At 54.5% G+C, this 16,119-nt stretch carries 13 protein-coding genes and 1 tRNA gene; 11 read left to right on the top strand and 3 right to left on the bottom strand.

What is annotated here, in order from left to right; translation table 11 throughout:
* Positions 1–82: 82 nt before the first annotated feature.
* From leuC to R8G34_10630, 4 genes are all read left to right on the top strand, one after another.
* Positions 83–1,489, top strand: a complete 1,407-nt coding sequence (gene leuC, locus R8G34_10615) for a 3-isopropylmalate dehydratase large subunit (GenBank protein MDW3223323.1) — start codon at positions 83–85, stop codon at positions 1,487–1,489.
* Positions 1,490–1,544: 55 nt separating this feature from the next.
* Positions 1,545–2,099, top strand: a complete 555-nt coding sequence (locus R8G34_10620) for a DUF308 domain-containing protein (protein ID MDW3223324.1) — start codon at positions 1,545–1,547, stop codon at positions 2,097–2,099.
* Positions 2,100–2,137: 38 nt separating this feature from the next.
* Entirely contained in the window at positions 2,138–2,743 is a 606-nt protein-coding gene (gene leuD, locus R8G34_10625) for a 3-isopropylmalate dehydratase small subunit (GenBank protein MDW3223325.1), read from the top strand.
* 390 nt (positions 2,744–3,133) lie between these two features.
* Positions 3,134–4,276 (top strand): endonuclease/exonuclease/phosphatase family protein, encoded by a 1,143-nt coding sequence (locus R8G34_10630; protein MDW3223326.1) that lies wholly within the window; start codon positions 3,134–3,136, stop codon positions 4,274–4,276.
* Here the strand turns inward: R8G34_10630 and R8G34_10635 are convergent.
* Positions 4,266–4,934 (bottom strand): DUF2306 domain-containing protein, encoded by a 669-nt coding sequence (locus R8G34_10635; protein ID MDW3223327.1) that lies wholly within the window; start codon positions 4,932–4,934, stop codon positions 4,266–4,268. The two genes, R8G34_10630 and R8G34_10635, sit on opposite strands and share 11 nt — an antisense overlap.
* A gap of 286 nt (positions 4,935–5,220) precedes the next feature.
* On the opposite strand from R8G34_10635, the gene leuB reads away from it, so the two are divergent.
* On the top strand, positions 5,221–6,327 hold the full coding sequence (gene leuB, locus R8G34_10640; GenBank protein MDW3223328.1) for a 3-isopropylmalate dehydrogenase: 1,107 nt from the start codon (positions 5,221–5,223) through the stop codon (positions 6,325–6,327).
* 196 nt (positions 6,328–6,523) lie between these two features.
* Positions 6,524–7,474 (top strand): DMT family transporter, encoded by a 951-nt coding sequence (locus tag R8G34_10645; GenBank protein MDW3223329.1) that lies wholly within the window; start codon positions 6,524–6,526, stop codon positions 7,472–7,474.
* 860 nt (positions 7,475–8,334) lie between these two features.
* On the opposite strand, the gene R8G34_10650 is transcribed toward R8G34_10645, so the two are convergent.
* A complete protein-coding gene (locus tag R8G34_10650; protein MDW3223330.1) occupies positions 8,335–10,737 on the bottom strand; it encodes an EAL domain-containing protein in 2,403 nt (800 codons plus the stop codon).
* 473 nt (positions 10,738–11,210) lie between these two features.
* Between R8G34_10650 and R8G34_10655 the strand changes: the two genes are divergently transcribed.
* The 3 genes from R8G34_10655 (at position 11,211) to R8G34_10665 (ending at position 13,833) form a co-directional block, all read left to right on the top strand.
* Positions 11,211–11,287 (top strand) — tRNA-Arg (locus tag R8G34_10655).
* 279 nt (positions 11,288–11,566) lie between these two features.
* Positions 11,567–12,610 (top strand): LacI family DNA-binding transcriptional regulator, encoded by a 1,044-nt coding sequence (locus R8G34_10660; protein ID MDW3223331.1) that lies wholly within the window; start codon positions 11,567–11,569, stop codon positions 12,608–12,610.
* Positions 12,607–13,833: a crosslink repair DNA glycosylase YcaQ family protein gene (locus R8G34_10665; GenBank protein ID MDW3223332.1), complete on the top strand. Its 1,227-nt coding sequence runs from the start codon at positions 12,607–12,609 to the stop codon at positions 13,831–13,833. Before R8G34_10660 ends, R8G34_10665 begins: the two co-directional genes overlap by 4 nt.
* Here R8G34_10665 and R8G34_10670 read toward each other — a convergent pair.
* On the bottom strand, positions 13,827–14,342 hold the full coding sequence (locus R8G34_10670) for a winged helix DNA-binding protein (GenBank protein MDW3223333.1): 516 nt from the start codon (positions 14,340–14,342) through the stop codon (positions 13,827–13,829). The two genes, R8G34_10665 and R8G34_10670, sit on opposite strands and share 7 nt — an antisense overlap.
* A gap of 193 nt (positions 14,343–14,535) precedes the next feature.
* On the opposite strand from R8G34_10670, the gene R8G34_10675 reads away from it, so the two are divergent.
* Both R8G34_10675 and R8G34_10680 read left to right on the top strand, forming a co-directional pair.
* Positions 14,536–15,525, top strand: a complete 990-nt coding sequence (locus R8G34_10675) for a TRAP transporter substrate-binding protein (GenBank protein MDW3223334.1) — start codon at positions 14,536–14,538, stop codon at positions 15,523–15,525.
* A gap of 66 nt (positions 15,526–15,591) precedes the next feature.
* Complete coding sequence (locus R8G34_10680; protein MDW3223335.1) at positions 15,592–16,116, top strand: TRAP transporter small permease; 525 nt, start codon at positions 15,592–15,594, stop codon at positions 16,114–16,116.
* The last annotated feature ends 3 nt before the right edge of the window (positions 16,117–16,119 follow it).

Here is a 16,119-nt window from a genome sequence, read left to right on the forward strand (position 1 = left end):
GGCGCGACCCATACCGTGCTTGCACGGCTATAACCCGCGCACTGCACCCACTGCTCATTTTCACATTACGGGAGAGGACCACATGTCCCCCAAAACGCTTTATGATAAAATCTGGGATGCCCATGTCGCCGATGAGGCCGATGACGGCACCTGCCTATTGTACATTGACCGCCATCTTGTGCATGAGGTGACTTCACCTCAGGCCTTTGAAGGCCTTCGGATGACGGGACGCACGGTCCGTGCGCCAGAAAAAACAATCGCTGTACCGGATCATAATGTTCCCACCACTCTGGACCGCGCCAATGCTGCAACGATGACAGAGGACAGCCGCATCCAGGTCGAAGCGCTGGACACCAACGCCAAGGAATTCGGCATTCATTATTATCCGGTAACGGACGTGCGTCAGGGCATCGTTCATATTGTTGGCCCGGAACAAGGCTGGACATTGCCCGGCATGACCGTTGTATGCGGTGACAGCCATACCGCAACGCATGGTGCCTTTGGCGCGCTGGCACATGGGATCGGCACCTCCGAGGTCGAACATGTTCTGGCCACCCAGACGTTGATCCAGAAAAAATCCAAGAACATGAAAGTCGAAATCACCGGAAAACTGCGCCCCGGTGTGACGGCAAAAGACATTACCTTGTCGGTGATCGGTGCAACCGGTACTGCGGGCGGCACCGGTTATGTCATCGAATATTGCGGCGAAGCGATCCGCGATCTGTCCATGGAAGGGCGCATGACCGTTTGCAACATGGCGATTGAGGGCGGCGCGCGTGCTGGACTGATTGCACCGGACGAAAAAACCTATGAGTATTGCCAAGGTCGGCCCCACGCGCCCAAAGGCGCGCAATGGGAAGCGGCCATGGCCTGGTGGAAAACCCTGTTCTCAGATGACGATGCGCAGTGGGATCAGGTGATCACGCTCAAGGGCGAAGACATTGCACCCGTGGTCACTTGGGGCACGTCGCCCGAAGACGTGCTGCCAATCACGGCGGCGGTTCCAGCTGCAGATGACTTTCAGGGCGGCAAGGTTGGCGCGGCGCAAAGATCGCTGGATTACATGGGTCTCACACCCGGTACGCCCTTGTCTGAAGTTGAGATTGATACCGTGTTCATCGGGTCCTGTACCAACGGGCGGATCGAAGACTTGCGCGCCGCCGCAGCCATCCTCAAAGGTAAAACCAAGAAAGAAGGGCTGCGGGCCATGGTTGTCCCGGGCTCGGGCCTTGTGCGCGCGCAGGCCGAAGAAGAGGGTCTTGCCGACATATTCAAAGAGGCTGGGTTTGAATGGCGCCTTGCAGGCTGTTCGATGTGTCTGGCCATGAACCCCGATCAACTGGCACCGGGTGAGCGTTGTGCTGCAACGTCCAACCGCAACTTTGAAGGCCGGCAAGGGCGTGGTGGGCGCACTCACCTGATGTCACCCGCTATGGCGGCAGCAGCGGCCATTACTGGCAAACTGACCGATGTGCGCGATTTGATGTGACCTCTTTCCAAGGACATTTCTCGGTGTCCTTGGGCAAAATCAGGAGAGTGAAACGATGAAACTTTGGGTGAAATGGCTTTGCGTTGGCGTCTTGTCCATTCTGTTCGGTGTATTTGTTCTGGCGAACCCTGTCGCGGCATCTATCGCGGTAACCGTGCTGGCGGGCGGTCTGTTTGCCCTCACCGGCGTAATCCAAATCATCGCTGGCATAAGTGAAAACCACACATCGTCCAAAGTCATGGGCATCGGGCTTGGCGCGTTGCTCGTTTTACTTGGCGGCTCGCTCATGTTTCAACCGCTGCAGGGCATCATTTCGCTGGTTACAATCGCCACCATCCTGATCGGTGCAAATGGCATTATGCGGCTCATCTCAGGGTATCAGATGCGCGAAACAGCCCTCTTCTGGCCGATGCTGCTTTCCGGCGCATTGTCAGTACTTCTTGCGGGTTACATCGTTGCAAACTTTTTTGAGATTGCACCACAATTGCTCGGCATCCTGCTTGGCATCGAATTGCTTTTCAATGGCGCGGGCCTCATCGCATTGGCCCTGTTCCTGCGCACGGCCAAAGGTTTGATCAAAGAAAAGCTCGATGACCGTTTCAACACCTAATTACACAGCAAGGGCATATGGCCCGGACTGGAGAGACCATGGATAAATTCGACAAACTTACCGGGATTGCGGCACCGATGCCGATGATCAACATCGACACGGATATGATCATCCCAAAACAATTTCTCAAGACCATCAAACGATCGGGTCTTGGCGTTAATCTCTTTGACGAGATGAGATATGATGATGACGGCGCAGAAATTCCCACCTTTGTGTTGAACCAGGACGCGTACCGCGCGGCAGAAATCCTTGTGGCGGGTGACAACTTTGGGTGTGGATCCAGCCGCGAACATGCCCCTTGGGCCATCAAGGATTTTGGGATCCGCTGTGTGGTTGCGCCTTCTTATGCTGATATTTTTTACAATAACTGCTTCAAGAACGGCATCCTCCCAATTGCGCTCCCGCAGGAACAGGTCGATGTTCTGATGAAGGACGCGGAAAAGGGATCCAACGCGCGGATCAGTATCGATCTGGATGCCCAAACGATCACCACATCCGACGGTGAAGTCTTTAGTTTTGACGTTGATCCTTTCAAAAAGCATTGCCTCATGAATGGTCTCGATGACATTGGTCTGACGATGGAAAAAGCGGCATCAATTGACACCTATGAAAAGGCGGCATCACAAGCGCGCCCTTGGGTTTAAAACCGACTGCTGCTGTTCCATAATAAACATCGCTCCGCCGAGCGATGATGTTGGGGGCGCGCTGGCCACGCCCACAACACCATCCTTGGCGCGCGGTGACCGCCCTCGCACTCCAGAACAGGCCAATATGCTCGCTAAGTCGCACGTTGTAATAAGCGCGGCAATAAAAGCTTATGCAAAGCGGTCAAAAGATGGGCCGAGGGGACCTGCGATACTGAGCCCGCACGCAAATCCAAAAAGATGGCGCGCCTCTTCGCCCAGAGCCCAATAGGCGTTTCAACGCCGTCCGACTGAATATGCCACTTGGATTTTGCGACCATAGTAGTCAAAGCTGCTTTTCTTCTGATAAACTCGAGATGAGATAAGATCACTGATCTGGAAAAAGACATCATGGACCTTCCAGCCGGCAAGATCGTGCACAGCACAACAGCAGACAAATCGTCAAACTTGGGTGCCCGTCTGGGTCACTTTGCGGTCGGGTTATTCGCTGTAACGCTTCTAACTCTTGGTCAAAGCGTTATTGCGGAGACCATACGCGTCGCGTCATTCAATGTGGAACTTCAGCGTAAAGGTCCCGGAATACTGCTGCGCGATATCGCGCGTGGCGAAGACGACCAGATCATCGCAACCCTGCGCATCATCGCAGAGGCAAAGCCTGACATTCTTGCATTGCAAGGTTTTGATTATGACCTGACTGGGGCGGCCTTGTCGGAATATGTCAAAGCTCTGGCCGGGATGGGTGTGGAATACCCGTTCCAATTTTCGGCGCGGCCCAACACCGGGATGCCCACGGGGTTGGATATGGATGGGGACGGACAGCGGGGGGACCCTCGGGACGCCCAAAGTTATGGACAGTTTTCCGGCCAGGGCGGTATGGCAATTCTGTCGCGGCACCCCATAGATTACATCGCAATCCAGGACTTCACACCGACCCTTTGGCGTGACATTCCGGATGCAGTGCTACCTGAAACGGCAGACGGGCCGTTTCCCTCAGAAGACGCACAAGCCATTCAGCGTCTTTCAAGCACAGGTCATTGGGTGGTGCCCATCGAAGTCCCCAAATTAGGGCGCGTCACCTTGATGACCTTCCATGCCAGCCCGCCGGTATTTGATGGACCGGAGGACAGGAACGGCAAGCGCAATCATGACGAGATAGTGTTCTGGCAACACTATTTGGAAGGCGCTTTTGGTCCCGCCGTGCAGGAGCGTTTCATCCTTTTAGGCGATTTCAATCAGGACCGGCGCGGCGGTGAAGGCATCAAGAGCGCCATCACGTCGGTTGTGGATGATCCGCGCCTTCAGGATCCAATGCCGACAAGTGTTGGCAGCGATTTGGTATCAGGCGATACGTTGGACACCGTTGATTGGACAGACCCCGTGCCCGGAAACCTGCGGGTGGACTATGTGCTGCCTTCCTCAGATTGGCGCGTTGTGGACACGGGTGTCTTCTGGCCAGATCGCGCGACCGAACTCGGCGAGATCGCGATGACGGCCTCCCGCCATCGTTTGGTATGGGTCGATATCACGCGGTGATGTTGGTATGGGACCGGCGCATCCATAACTCAAGACCCACCAAATAAGGCGCATAAAACGCAAAGTTCTGTATGAGATCGAACGCCCCTTCAAAAGTCGGCGTTGAGGCGAGCCCACCTGTCAGCGCGTACCAGACTCCATAATGCACGCGGTAGAGCCATGACCCGATGCTGAGCACAAAAAGTCGCAACGCCCAACGTTTGTGATCCGCGAAGCGACGCGCACGCGCGAACCTGATGGCCTGCAGGGCGCTTAAACTCAGCAATACGCCATAGAGTGCGAAACCGAAATCCATCCAAAAGCCCCCGATCGTTCCCCGCAACACGATGAACACCAGCCCGCCCAGGCCCGTCAGAACGGCGCAGGCGCACAAAACACGACCGCTCCAACGATGCAGCACGGGCAGCCGTTTCCTTAAGGCGGTCCATATCTGCAAGGGGATTAGCACCGTGAGCAACCCACCCAAGACCATATGTCCAAAAATCGCTGGATTACTGAAAATATGCCCTGCAATGAAAAAACGGCTGTCCAGCGTGTCAGGCGCAGCCAACCCGACAATGCCCGTACGCGTGGAATGGAGTGCGAAGGGCCACAAAAGAACGATCAGGAGGAAAACGCCGGTCCCAGTCCAGATGATGCGCGCTCTTGCGGTGGCCACGGGTTCGCCCCTCGTCGGTTCGCTTTGGATTTGCAGGTTTATCCAATGATTATGCAAGAGACCTAGGAATGCGCCAATAAGATCTTGGGGGTATCTAACATCCGACCCTGCAATCCGCCAATCGCAAGGCTCTGATCATCTGTCTGCGACAGGCAGGCCAGAAGCCAAGATCCACCAAAACAAGCAAACGCGGGGGGCCGGGTGGGTATAATTACACCCTCCGCTTCTTGACCCTGCCAAGGTCGCACGGTAGGCCGCGTGCAACACAAGTTTCAGGAGTCTCATCATGGCCAATCCCTCCCTCCTTATCCTCGCCGGCGACGGAATTGGCCCAGAGGTCATGGATCAGGTCAAACGGGTAATTTCCTGGTTTGGCGACAAGCGCAATTTAGCTTTTGACGTAAGCGAGGACCTGGTCGGCGGCGCAGCATACGACGCGCATGGCACCCCCCTGCATGATGATACAATGGCCCGCGCCTTAGAGGCCGATGCCGTCCTGCTAGGTGCGGTTGGCGGACCCAAATACGATGAACTTGATTTCAGCGTAAAACCAGAACGTGGGCTTTTGCGGCTGCGCAAAGAGATGGACCTTTTTTCGAACCTGCGCCCTGCCCAGTGTTTTGATGCGTTGGCAGATTTCTCGTCGCTCAAAAAAGACATCGTTGCCGGTCTTGATATCATGATCGTACGCGAACTGACTTCTGGCGTTTACTTCGGAGAGCCCCGCGGTATTTTCGAAGAAGGCAACGAACGCGTTGGCATCAACACACAACGCTATACAGAAGGCGAAATTGACCGCGTTGCGCGCTCCGCTTTTGAATTGGCGCGGCGCCGGTCGAGCAAAGTATGCTCGATGGAAAAAGCAAATGTTATGGAAAGCGGTATTCTGTGGCGCGAAGTCGTGCAGAAGGTGCGTGACACTGATTACCCTGATATCGAGTTGTCGCACATGTATGCCGACAACGGCGCAATGCAGTTGGTGCGTGCGCCCAAGCAATTTGACGTGATCCTCACCGACAATCTTTTTGGTGATATCCTCTCTGATTGTGCAGCAATGCTGACCGGGTCCCTGGGCATGTTACCTTCTGCCAGCCTTGGCGCGCCGACAGATAATGGCCCGCCCCGCGCGCTTTACGAACCGGTGCATGGCTCTGCACCAGACATCGCCGGTCAGGGTAAAGCGAACCCGATTGCCTGTATCCTGAGCTTTGCCATGGCCCTGCGCTATTCGTTTGATCAAGGCGATGAGGCGGCCCGTGTTGAAAAGGCTATCGAACGGGTTCTGGCAGACGGTGCACGCACCGCAGATTTAATGGGCGAAGAGGGCGGCACGCCCATAACAACCACCCAAATGGGCGATGCCATACTGACAGCGCTAGACGAAAGCCTGTGACAGCACAGGGCGGGTCATATTGTTTCTCGAAGGCCTCGGTCCCCCTGAAACCGCGTCCCGCCTGTTGGTCAACATCCAAAACCGAGACCCCCGAAGGCCATCGGGCGTGTGATCCATCAGCCTCTGCGATTTCCTCTATTGACCACGCGTTGGCTTTCAAACCACCAGTCCGACCAGAATTCCGGGAAATGCTACCATGAGCCCGAATACAAAAGGCGCGCTTTATGCGCTTGCGGCCTTTGGTATTTTCGCCAGCCACGATGTCATTATCAAAGTCCTTGGCGGTGGCTATTCGCCCGTGCAGATTGTCTTTTTCAGTGTCCTGTTCAGCTTTCCGCTCGCAATGCTTTACTTGCTGCGCGATGCAACGCATGGAACGCTGATACCGAGACATCCCTGGTGGATGACGGCGCGCACGCTTGCGGCAGTCATCACTGGCTTCTGCGCTTTCTATGCGTTTTCTGTTCTGCCGTTGGCAGAGGTTTACGCCATCCTCTTTGCCGCTCCGTTACTGATCACCATTCTTGCGATTCCTATCTTGGGCGAACAGGTTAAACTGCGCCGGTGGATTGCTGTGGGCGTGGGCCTGACAGGCGTTTTAGTCGTGTTGCGTCCCGGCCAGGCTGATCTGGAATTGGGCCATCTTGCGGCATTGATCTCTGCAATATGTGGATCCATCGCTTCCATCATCGTGCGCAAGATCGGGCGCGAGGAACGCACGGTCGTGATAATGCTGTACCCGATGATGGCGAATTTCGTTGTCATGGCGGCGCTCTTACCGCTGGTGTACCAGCCCCTCCCTCTCGAGGATCTGGGCAAACTTGGCATCGTTGCGGTTTTTGCGTGGATTGCAGGCCGGTTTCTTATTGCGGCCTATAACACCGGTGAGGCTGTCGTGGTTGCGCCCATGCAATATTCTCAAATCCTTTGGGCGTCATTCTACGGTCTCATGTTTTTTGATGAAACACCCGACACCCACACGATCATTGGCTCATCCATTATCATCGCAAGCGGGCTTTTTATCGTGTTACGGGAAAGCAAAGCGCCCGGTTCCGAACAACCCGTTTTACGGACCCGGTCGCGCGCGGAAACCGGCACGACACCCCGGATTTCCACGTTTATCAAGCCCCGCAAACCCAAGAAATAGACGCCAACGCCTCAATAGGCTTGCTTCCCCAAGCCATCTTATGAGCGCCTTAGCATGGTGTCTGTGTTTGATAAATCAAGAGGAAGAAAAAAGCGGCTGGTTCATTCGCGGCTTTCGGGTCGCCTGGCGGCTTCAAGAGTGCCATTTTAAACCCCTAGAGGAACATCACCCATTTTCGTGACTGGCCTTGCTCGATTTTTCGGGGGCGTTGGCACTGTTGATTGCACCGCTGCGAGATGCGTTTCGCCGGTGCGTGCGGCAAGAGTTTTGTGTGTCGCATGGCTATTGGCGGGAAATGGCTCGGCCGCCTAACGGGTATCGACAGATAGGGATTTGCTGTCCTGTTTTTGAAACCCTCGTGAGTATTTGCAAGTCGCTCAGTATCTCGGAGCAGTCCTGGCTCAGAAACAACTCCAGTCACCTGTGTCCAAAAGGGCAGGTAAACGATACGGCAACGGGCAGTATTCAGAACAGTATGAGGCTTGGTATTCACTTCGAGGCGCAATGTGAGCCTGACTATCAAACGGGCTCAGTCTGTACCCTTTGGGCTGATGGCGATAGGCAGTCTTCGTCCACCTTCATGTGTGAAACGGTTCGATACAATAGGGCGTTTTTTGATTTAAAATCTTGCATTTTTGTTGCCCTGATCGCCTCTCATCCCGCCATTTAAATTGCAACAAGGACAAAACCTTTGCGCAGCTTTTGACACCTGTTGAAGGGCGTCAAAAGCCCGGCGCCGCTAAGCCGCTAAGCATCCCGCCATAGTAAACGTCTCTTCTGGCAGATCGTGTCGCCGCAGACGATGCAGTCGCGGTGTCCGAATGGGTCAATTGCCATCCACGTAACCGCGCTGACCGGGTTTAACTCTGTCGCTTTTTTGGAGATCGCCACCAATCTAACGAGGCGGTTGTCAATGCGTTCACCTCATGGGCGGGAACGGCCGCTGAGAACAAGTATCCTTGTCCGTCCTGACATCCCATCCGGGCAAGTGCCTGACGTTGCTCTTCTGTCTCCACCCCTTCTGCAATCACTGAAAGACCCAGATTTGAACCTAACTGCACGATCGCATTGACAATAGATTGCGCGGATCTTTCATGCATATCCCGCACGAAACTACGGTCAATCTTGAGACGGTTCAGAGGCAACGCCCTGAGGTAGCTCAGGGAGGAATATCCCGTGCCGAAGTCGTCCAGGGCAATGGTGACGCCCATATCCGTCAGTTCAAGCAGGGTTGCCGCTGTTTTTTCGGCATCAGAAATCAGCACGCCTTCTGTTATCTCAATTTCCAATCGCGCGGCGTCCAATCCGGTTTCACTGAGCACGCGGCGCACAATCTGTGCGACATCCTCCCGTTCGAACTGAATCGGAGAGATATTCACACAAACCATCGGACAAACACCGCCAGAATGGCAACTTTGCCAGGTCATCGCATCCAAACACGACCGCTTCAGTAATTGCTCGCCCAATGCACCGATAAGCCCTGTCTGTTCAGCCACTGGAATGAAAATATCCGGACCCACAAAACCCAACTCGGCATCTGCCCATCGTGCCAAGGCCTCAAACCCGACCAATCCACCGTCAATCAACGAGTATTGAGGTTGATAGAAAGGCACAATCTGTTCGGCAACGATCGCTTTTTTCAGCCGCTCGGTCACGATCAATCTTTTTTGCAGGCCCTTTTGCATGTCTTCGACAAAGGTACGGCATTGATTGCGCCCACCGTTTTTTGCCGCATAGAGAGCCAGATCAACCTGTACCAACAATTCTTCGCCGTCTCTGGAATCAAATGGAAAACGTGCCAGACCGATAGATGCTGACAAAGACAGATCTAGATGATCGATCAGATAAGGCTGTGAAAGATCCTGTACCAGGTGATCCCCCATTGTAACCAATTCCGGCAACATGAGTTCTTGGGCTGATTTGACGAGCACCAGAAACTCATCCCCGCCCAGCCTCGCCACAAAATCATTCGCTGAAATTGTCTGGCACAGGCGTTCGGCAACCACCTGCAAAAGTTCATCTCCGACGCCATGGCCATAGCTGTCATTCACCTGTTTGAAACCATCAAGGTCAATCAGGAATACTGCCGCATGGTCATTTTCCGGGTCGAGCTTTGCCAATCTGTCCTGCAGCGAGTTCCTGTTGTGGATCCCCGTCAGCGAGTCGTGCGTAGCCAGGAACTCGACTTGCTTCTTAGCCTCCACCATCGCCGTCGCATCTGCAAAAATTCCACGGAAGCCGGAAAAGGTATCATTCTCGAATTGTGGTCGACCGCGCATCATGATCCAACGCCTTGCCCCGTTCTGCACGTCAGTGATCAAAAGCAATACGTCGTGAAAATCCACCTTATTGGAAAACGCGGTTTGCAGACGTTCAAGGTCGGGACAGTTTTCATCCGAAACACGGGCGGAAATGGCTTCCAGCAAAGAGAGCGACGTCGTTTCCCCAGGTGATACTCCGAGCATGTCCAGAACTTGTTGGGGCGCGCGTCGGATACAGAGGTCACCATTGGTCTGCCAGAGCCATTCGGTTGCCTGCTCCTCATAGTCCTTCAGCAAAAGGTCAACAACTTCACTCTTTTCCGCCAGCGACTCGCGGTCATTAAAGGCCCTCATCGAGGATTTGGCTCTTTCAAGCACTGCGTTAAAAACCCCGCCGCCCGCTGCCAGCGCCAGAAATGCGATGAGATAATCGGTACCAGATCCCGTTGCGATCCCAGTCCCCAAAGCGACCAGAAAGCTCGCAGTGGTTTGGACACCGAGATAGGAAAAAGCAGCGGCTGGCGTTCTGGAAAAACCAACTGTGCCAAGCGCGAGACTGCCCGCCATGATACAAGCCAAAACCGCCTTTTGATCACCGCTTACGACGGGATAGAAAAGTGCCATACCCAAGGCCCAGAGGCCAGAATTTGCATATGTTTCCAGTACAAAACGACGCAAGTCTTTGCGATTTCCGTCAGTCTTGTAAGTAGAGTTCCAAGAAAAAAATAGGGCCCATGAAAATGTGAGCATTGCAACCGTCCACAGAATGACCAGTGCATTGACGCCGCTGTTCCATGCCTGAAGGGAGAGTGCTGGCGCAAAGAACGTATTGGCCGCCAAGAATACACGCATCTGTTCGATTGAACCGCGAATCTGACCTCTGCGCATGCGGTTGGCGGCAGCTTCGCTTAAATGGCCCTCTTCAAGTTCATCGAGGCCGAGCAGCAAATAAAACCTGGTCCACAAACGTGCGGCAAACGACTGGCAACCCGCAAGCGCCATAACACTACTCCCTCAAACCCACCGTCAGAAGGCTTACTCTGTCATCGTTTAATTACCGTTTACATCTTGAGGCCGCACAGCTTGCTTGAAACACTCCTGCCCCGAAAAGACCTGCGTTTCGCGCATGCCCATTGTCAGCCATTGGGAAAAAACATTGGCGTTGACACTCGCGTGCCTTGTGCAAAGCGCGCTATTTCCATTCCGTGCATCTGTCACGTGGCGTTCTGCTCCGACCGGACCTTTCGCACATCTGCCGAATTTTCAACAAAGCTTGCATACAGCCGGGGGAGCGAGGATCTCGCTTCCTTTCCCCTTGCCCGGGTCACCGGAAACCATGCGAGGCTTTCACCATGATCTGACCGGATAGGGGGGCGTCCAGCTCATTTTTAACAAATCATCTTTGGTATGGCAGTCTGCATCGACAGAAATCAGTCTTTACAATTAATTTGCATGAAGGCTATCAGGCCATGCGTGGTCCCGTAGCTCAGCTGGATAGAGCACCAGATTCCTAATCTGGGGGCCGCAGGTTCAATTCCTGCCGGGATCACCAGTTTGAGAAGCAACGCGTCGGAATATTTGCTGGTAAGTCTTTTTCGCCACGGTCGCTATTGCATTCATCTAACTGAGGTGCTTGCAGTCTAACCCATTCAAGGAAAATTTCAGTACCGCCTCACTTCACCTGTTTTATGCAGCCAATTGGCGGATCACCGACCTTTGGCGCGCATCACAACTCCAGCACTTTGGATGCTTTGTGGTATTCTGTATGACATGCGCTTGATAGCGAGGGTTCAACTGCGTTACGAAGGTGTAACAAAACAGGATTCCAATTGTGACAAGACCTAAACAGCGCCCCTTGACCCTTCGTGATGTATCAGAAGCCTGTGGGGTGTCTGAAATGACGGTCAGCCGGGTTTTGCGCGATCGGGGTGATGTCTCTGCTGCAACGCGCAAGCGGGTCCTCGAAGCAGCAAAAACCCTTGGGTATGTCCCCAACCAGATTGCGGGGTCTCTGGCCTCACAGCGGGTCAATCTGGTCGCGGTGATCATACCCTCTTTGTCGAATATGGTCTTTCCCGAAGTTCTGACAGGGATCAATCAAGCTTTCGAAGGCACACCGTTGCAGCCAGTGGTCGGCGTCACAGACTACGGGCCGGAAAAAGAAGAACAGGTGCTTTATGAAATGCTGTCCTGGCGTCCCTCAGGCGTTATCATTGCTGGACTGGAACACTCCGAAGCAACCCGCACGATGCTGGAAAGCTCTGGTATTCCTGTTGTCGAAATCATGGACACTGACGGCAATCCCGTAGATGCGATGGTTGGGATTTCTCACCGCCGTGCAGGACGCATGATGGCGGCGGCGATCCTCAAGGAAGGGTATACTCGGATTGGATTCATGGGCACCAAAATGCCGCTGGATCACCGCGCCCGCAAACGCTTCGAAGGCCTGACCGAGGGTTTGACAAAAGCGGGCATCGAGATCGAAGCACGCGACTTTTATTCTGGTGGCTCTGCGTTGGCCAAAGGGCGCGAAATGACGCAATCCATGCTGGAACGTGCACCCGATCTGGATTTCCTTTATTATTCCAATGACATGATCGGTGCCGGGGGGTTACTCTACCTTCTCGATCAGGGAATCGACATTCCGGGACAGATTGGACTGGCCGGGTTCAACGGTGTGGAATTGCTGCAGGGATTGCCGCGCAGGCTTGCCACCATGGATGCGTGCCGGTCAGAGATTGGTGACGCCGCTGCCAAGATTATTCTGGATCGCAGCGCATTGCCCGAAGAAACCGAGCCCGGCGAACCGGTGCGGATTACGCTAACGCCGACAATTTCATACGGGGATACCCTGCGCCGCAACCAACACGGATGAATACTCTGACATTGGACAACACTGCGGCGCGCTGGTTGTTTCTGGACCGCCATGCTCTCAGTGACACACCAAAGGGCGATGCGCGGGGCGCTGATTTGTTGGGGTTGATTGAGCGGCTGGGCTTTGTTCAACTGGATAGCATCAATACTGTCTCTCGTGCCCATGATCTCATTTTGTTTTCACGTCGCCCGCGGTACCGACCCAAAGCCCTGAAGCGCCTATACGAAAAAGATCGTGCATTATTTGAGCATTGGACACATGACGCCGCTGTCATCCCGATGGGATACTATCAGTGGTGGCAGTTGCGCAGAGAACGCGACGCGCAAAAGCTCAAAGCACAATGGCGTGACTGGCGTGACTGGCGTCGAGATGGATTTGAAGCACAGTTTCAAACAGTCCTGGACCAGATCCGGGATCAGGGGCCGCTATGCTCGTCAGACGTTGGCGCTGGCGAGAAGCGCGGTTCCGGGGGATGGTGGGACTGGCACCCGTCAAAAACGGCACTGGAATATTTGTGGCGCTCCGGCGCGTTATGTGTCGTGGGGCGCGAAGGGTTTCGCAAGCGATATGACCTGACCGAGCGGGTCATCGACGCGGCACTTTGCAAACCCCAGCAGTCCGAAGAACACACGACGGCGACTATCGATTGGTGTTGTGCGGGTGCTTTGGATCGACTTGGGTTTGCAACACCCACCGAACTTGCGGCTTTCTGGGATCACATTTCGATTTCTGAGGCGAAAGACTGGTGCGCTGGCGAGCTCGCAGCCGGCAGGCTGCAACCCATCCGGATCACATGTGTTGGCGGTGCCCTGCGCGATTGTTTTGCGCGTCCTGATATTGGCGCGGACCCGGCACTGGACGTGCAGCCTACGCAACGACTGCGCATCCTGAGCCCCTTTGATCCGGCGCTGCGCGATAGAAAACGTGCCGAAAGGCTCTTTGGTTTTGAGTACCGGATCGAGATATTCGTGCCCGAAGCCAAACGACGGTATGGGTATTATGTTTTCCCCATTCTCGAAGGCGACCGATTGGTGGGGCGCGTTGACATGAAGGCCTTCAGGGACCGGGACACTTTGCAGGTGCGCGCTGTCTGGCCGGAACCAAAAGTGCGATGGGGCAAGGGTCGGATCGCCGCATTTGAATCCGAACTGTCGCGTATTCAGAGGCTCGCTGACGTCAGTCAATTGTCATTTGAAGACGGCTGGCTGCGCGATCCTCAATAGGTCGTCGCGGCGCGTGCGGCCTGATCGTACTGCCCCGACATCAGACGCAACAACGACGCGGCCCTGCTGACTTGTTCCGGTTCCAATCCTAACTCACCAACCGCCCGCAAAAGTAAACCTTCACGAATTTCACGGTAACGGACACAGGTTTCAGCGCCTTTTTCTGTTGCGGCCACCGTCTTTTCCTTTCCTTGCCGCCCGTCCTTGACGAGCCCCGCCTTGATCAGCTTTTTGATGGCGTAGTTGACGGTGTGGGTATCCTCCACATTCAGAACCAGACAAATATCTGCCAGTTTTTTGGGCCGCTCTCGATGATAAACTGAATGCAATACAAGCACGTCCAGCGCTCCCAGTTCTGGATAACCGGCCATGGCAATCGCCCGCACCATCCAGCGTTGAAACGCATTATTTGCAAGTGTGAGCCCGTACTCCAGTTCAGAGATTTCAGCGAACGAACCGCTCGCAAGATGGGCAGAGGACACTACAGGGCCAAGATAAGGATCAGTCATACCGATAGACTGCCACTTGCTGACAATTTGTCAACATTTTGTTGACGTGTTGCAAAAGATAGGCAGTATTACCAGCAGAGAATCACTCTAACTAAGATTCGCAACGGCTGACCGTGCCTGAGGCTCAACCTCTAAGCACCAAGTATTCCAGCGGGCGTTAGATCCGCGCAAAGACCAACCAACGGAGAGATCAATGAAAATGACACAGAAATTCATGGCCGGTACGGCCACGCTTGCAATTGCGGTGGGCGCGGTCGCACCAGCATTTGCAGCTGAGAAATGGGATATGCCCATGGCTTATTCCGCGTCGAACTTCCATTCTGAAAACGGCGTTGCCTTTGCGGAGTGCGTAGGCGCGGGCACGAATGGTGAGATCACCATCGAAGTGCATCCGGGCGGATCGCTGTTCGCGGGTGCGGACATCAAACGGGCCATTCAAACCGGTCAGGTGCAGATTGGGGAGCGCCTGCTGTCAGGTCACCAGAACGAAAGTGCCGTGTTCGGATTTGACAGTATTCCGTTCCTGGCTCCTTCGTTTGATGACAGCGAAAAGCTGTTCAAAGCAGCCAAGCCAAAAATCGACGCGCTTTTAGACGAGCAAAACCTCGAAATGCTCTACGCTGTGCCATGGCCGCCACAAGGGCTGTATTTCAAAAAAGAAGTGAACAGCGTGGCCGATATGGCTGGAGTCAAATTCCGTTCATATAACAACACAACCAGCCGTTTGGCTGAACTCACCGGCATGTTGCCCGTCACGGTCGAAGCCGCTGAAATCAGTCAAGCTTTTGCAACTGGAGTTGCTGAATCCATGGTATCCTCGGGCGCCACCGGATATGATCGCAAGGTCTGGGAAAGCCTGACACATTTCTACGAGGTTGATGCCTGGTTGCCCCGCAACTACGTGATGGTCAATCAGGACGTTTGGGCGAATGTGTCTGAGGCAAACCAAACCGCCATCCGGACCTGCGCGGATGAGGCCGCGGCACGGGGACTGGAAGCCTCCAAAGCCTATACACAATTCACCATGGACGGTCTCGCCGCTGGCGGTATGACAGTGCAGCCTGCAGGCGACGCTTTGATGGGCGAATTGCGCGAAATCGGTGCGACCATGACAACCGAATGGCTCGAAGCTGCCGGAGACGAAGGTGCCGCCCTCGTCGATGACTTCAAAGCGATGCAATAAACTTTAAGTAGCGGCCCTGAGTTTCGGGGCCGCTAATTTTCAATCTCCATTGGGTGGGGTGATGCCGTGACTGCGATCCGCAAGACGCTTGATTTCCTATACCTGCTTGCCGGAATTGCCGCAGCACTATGCCTGATCGCAATTCTCGTACTGATCGTGGCGCAGATGGTGGCGCGCTGGACCGGCGAAATATTCCCCGGCGCCCCGAATTATGCAGGCTACGCGATGGCTGCGGCAAGCTTTCTGGCCTTTGCCAACGCGCTGAACAAGGGCGCGCATATCCGGGTTTCCATCCTGCTGAATTCTGTCCCCGCGCATCTTAAGCGTGCTCTGGAAATCTGGTGTTTCACATTGGGCGCAGCGGTCGCATGGTATTTCACCTATTACGCCTATTGGTTTGTGTATTGGTCGTGGAAGTTCAACGAGGTCAGTCAGGGACAGGACGCGATCCACTTGTGGATCCCGCAATCTGTCATGGTTATTGGCGGCGGTTTGCTGGCCATCGCACTGACGGATAACCTGGCACATGTCATTTTCAAAGGCGATCACCGGATCACCCGCGATACCGTCGACGATACATTCGAGGTGTGATGC

The sequence above is a fragment of the Paracoccaceae bacterium genome, assembly GCA_033344815.1.
Lineage (GTDB): Bacteria > Pseudomonadota > Alphaproteobacteria > Rhodobacterales > Rhodobacteraceae > Roseobacter.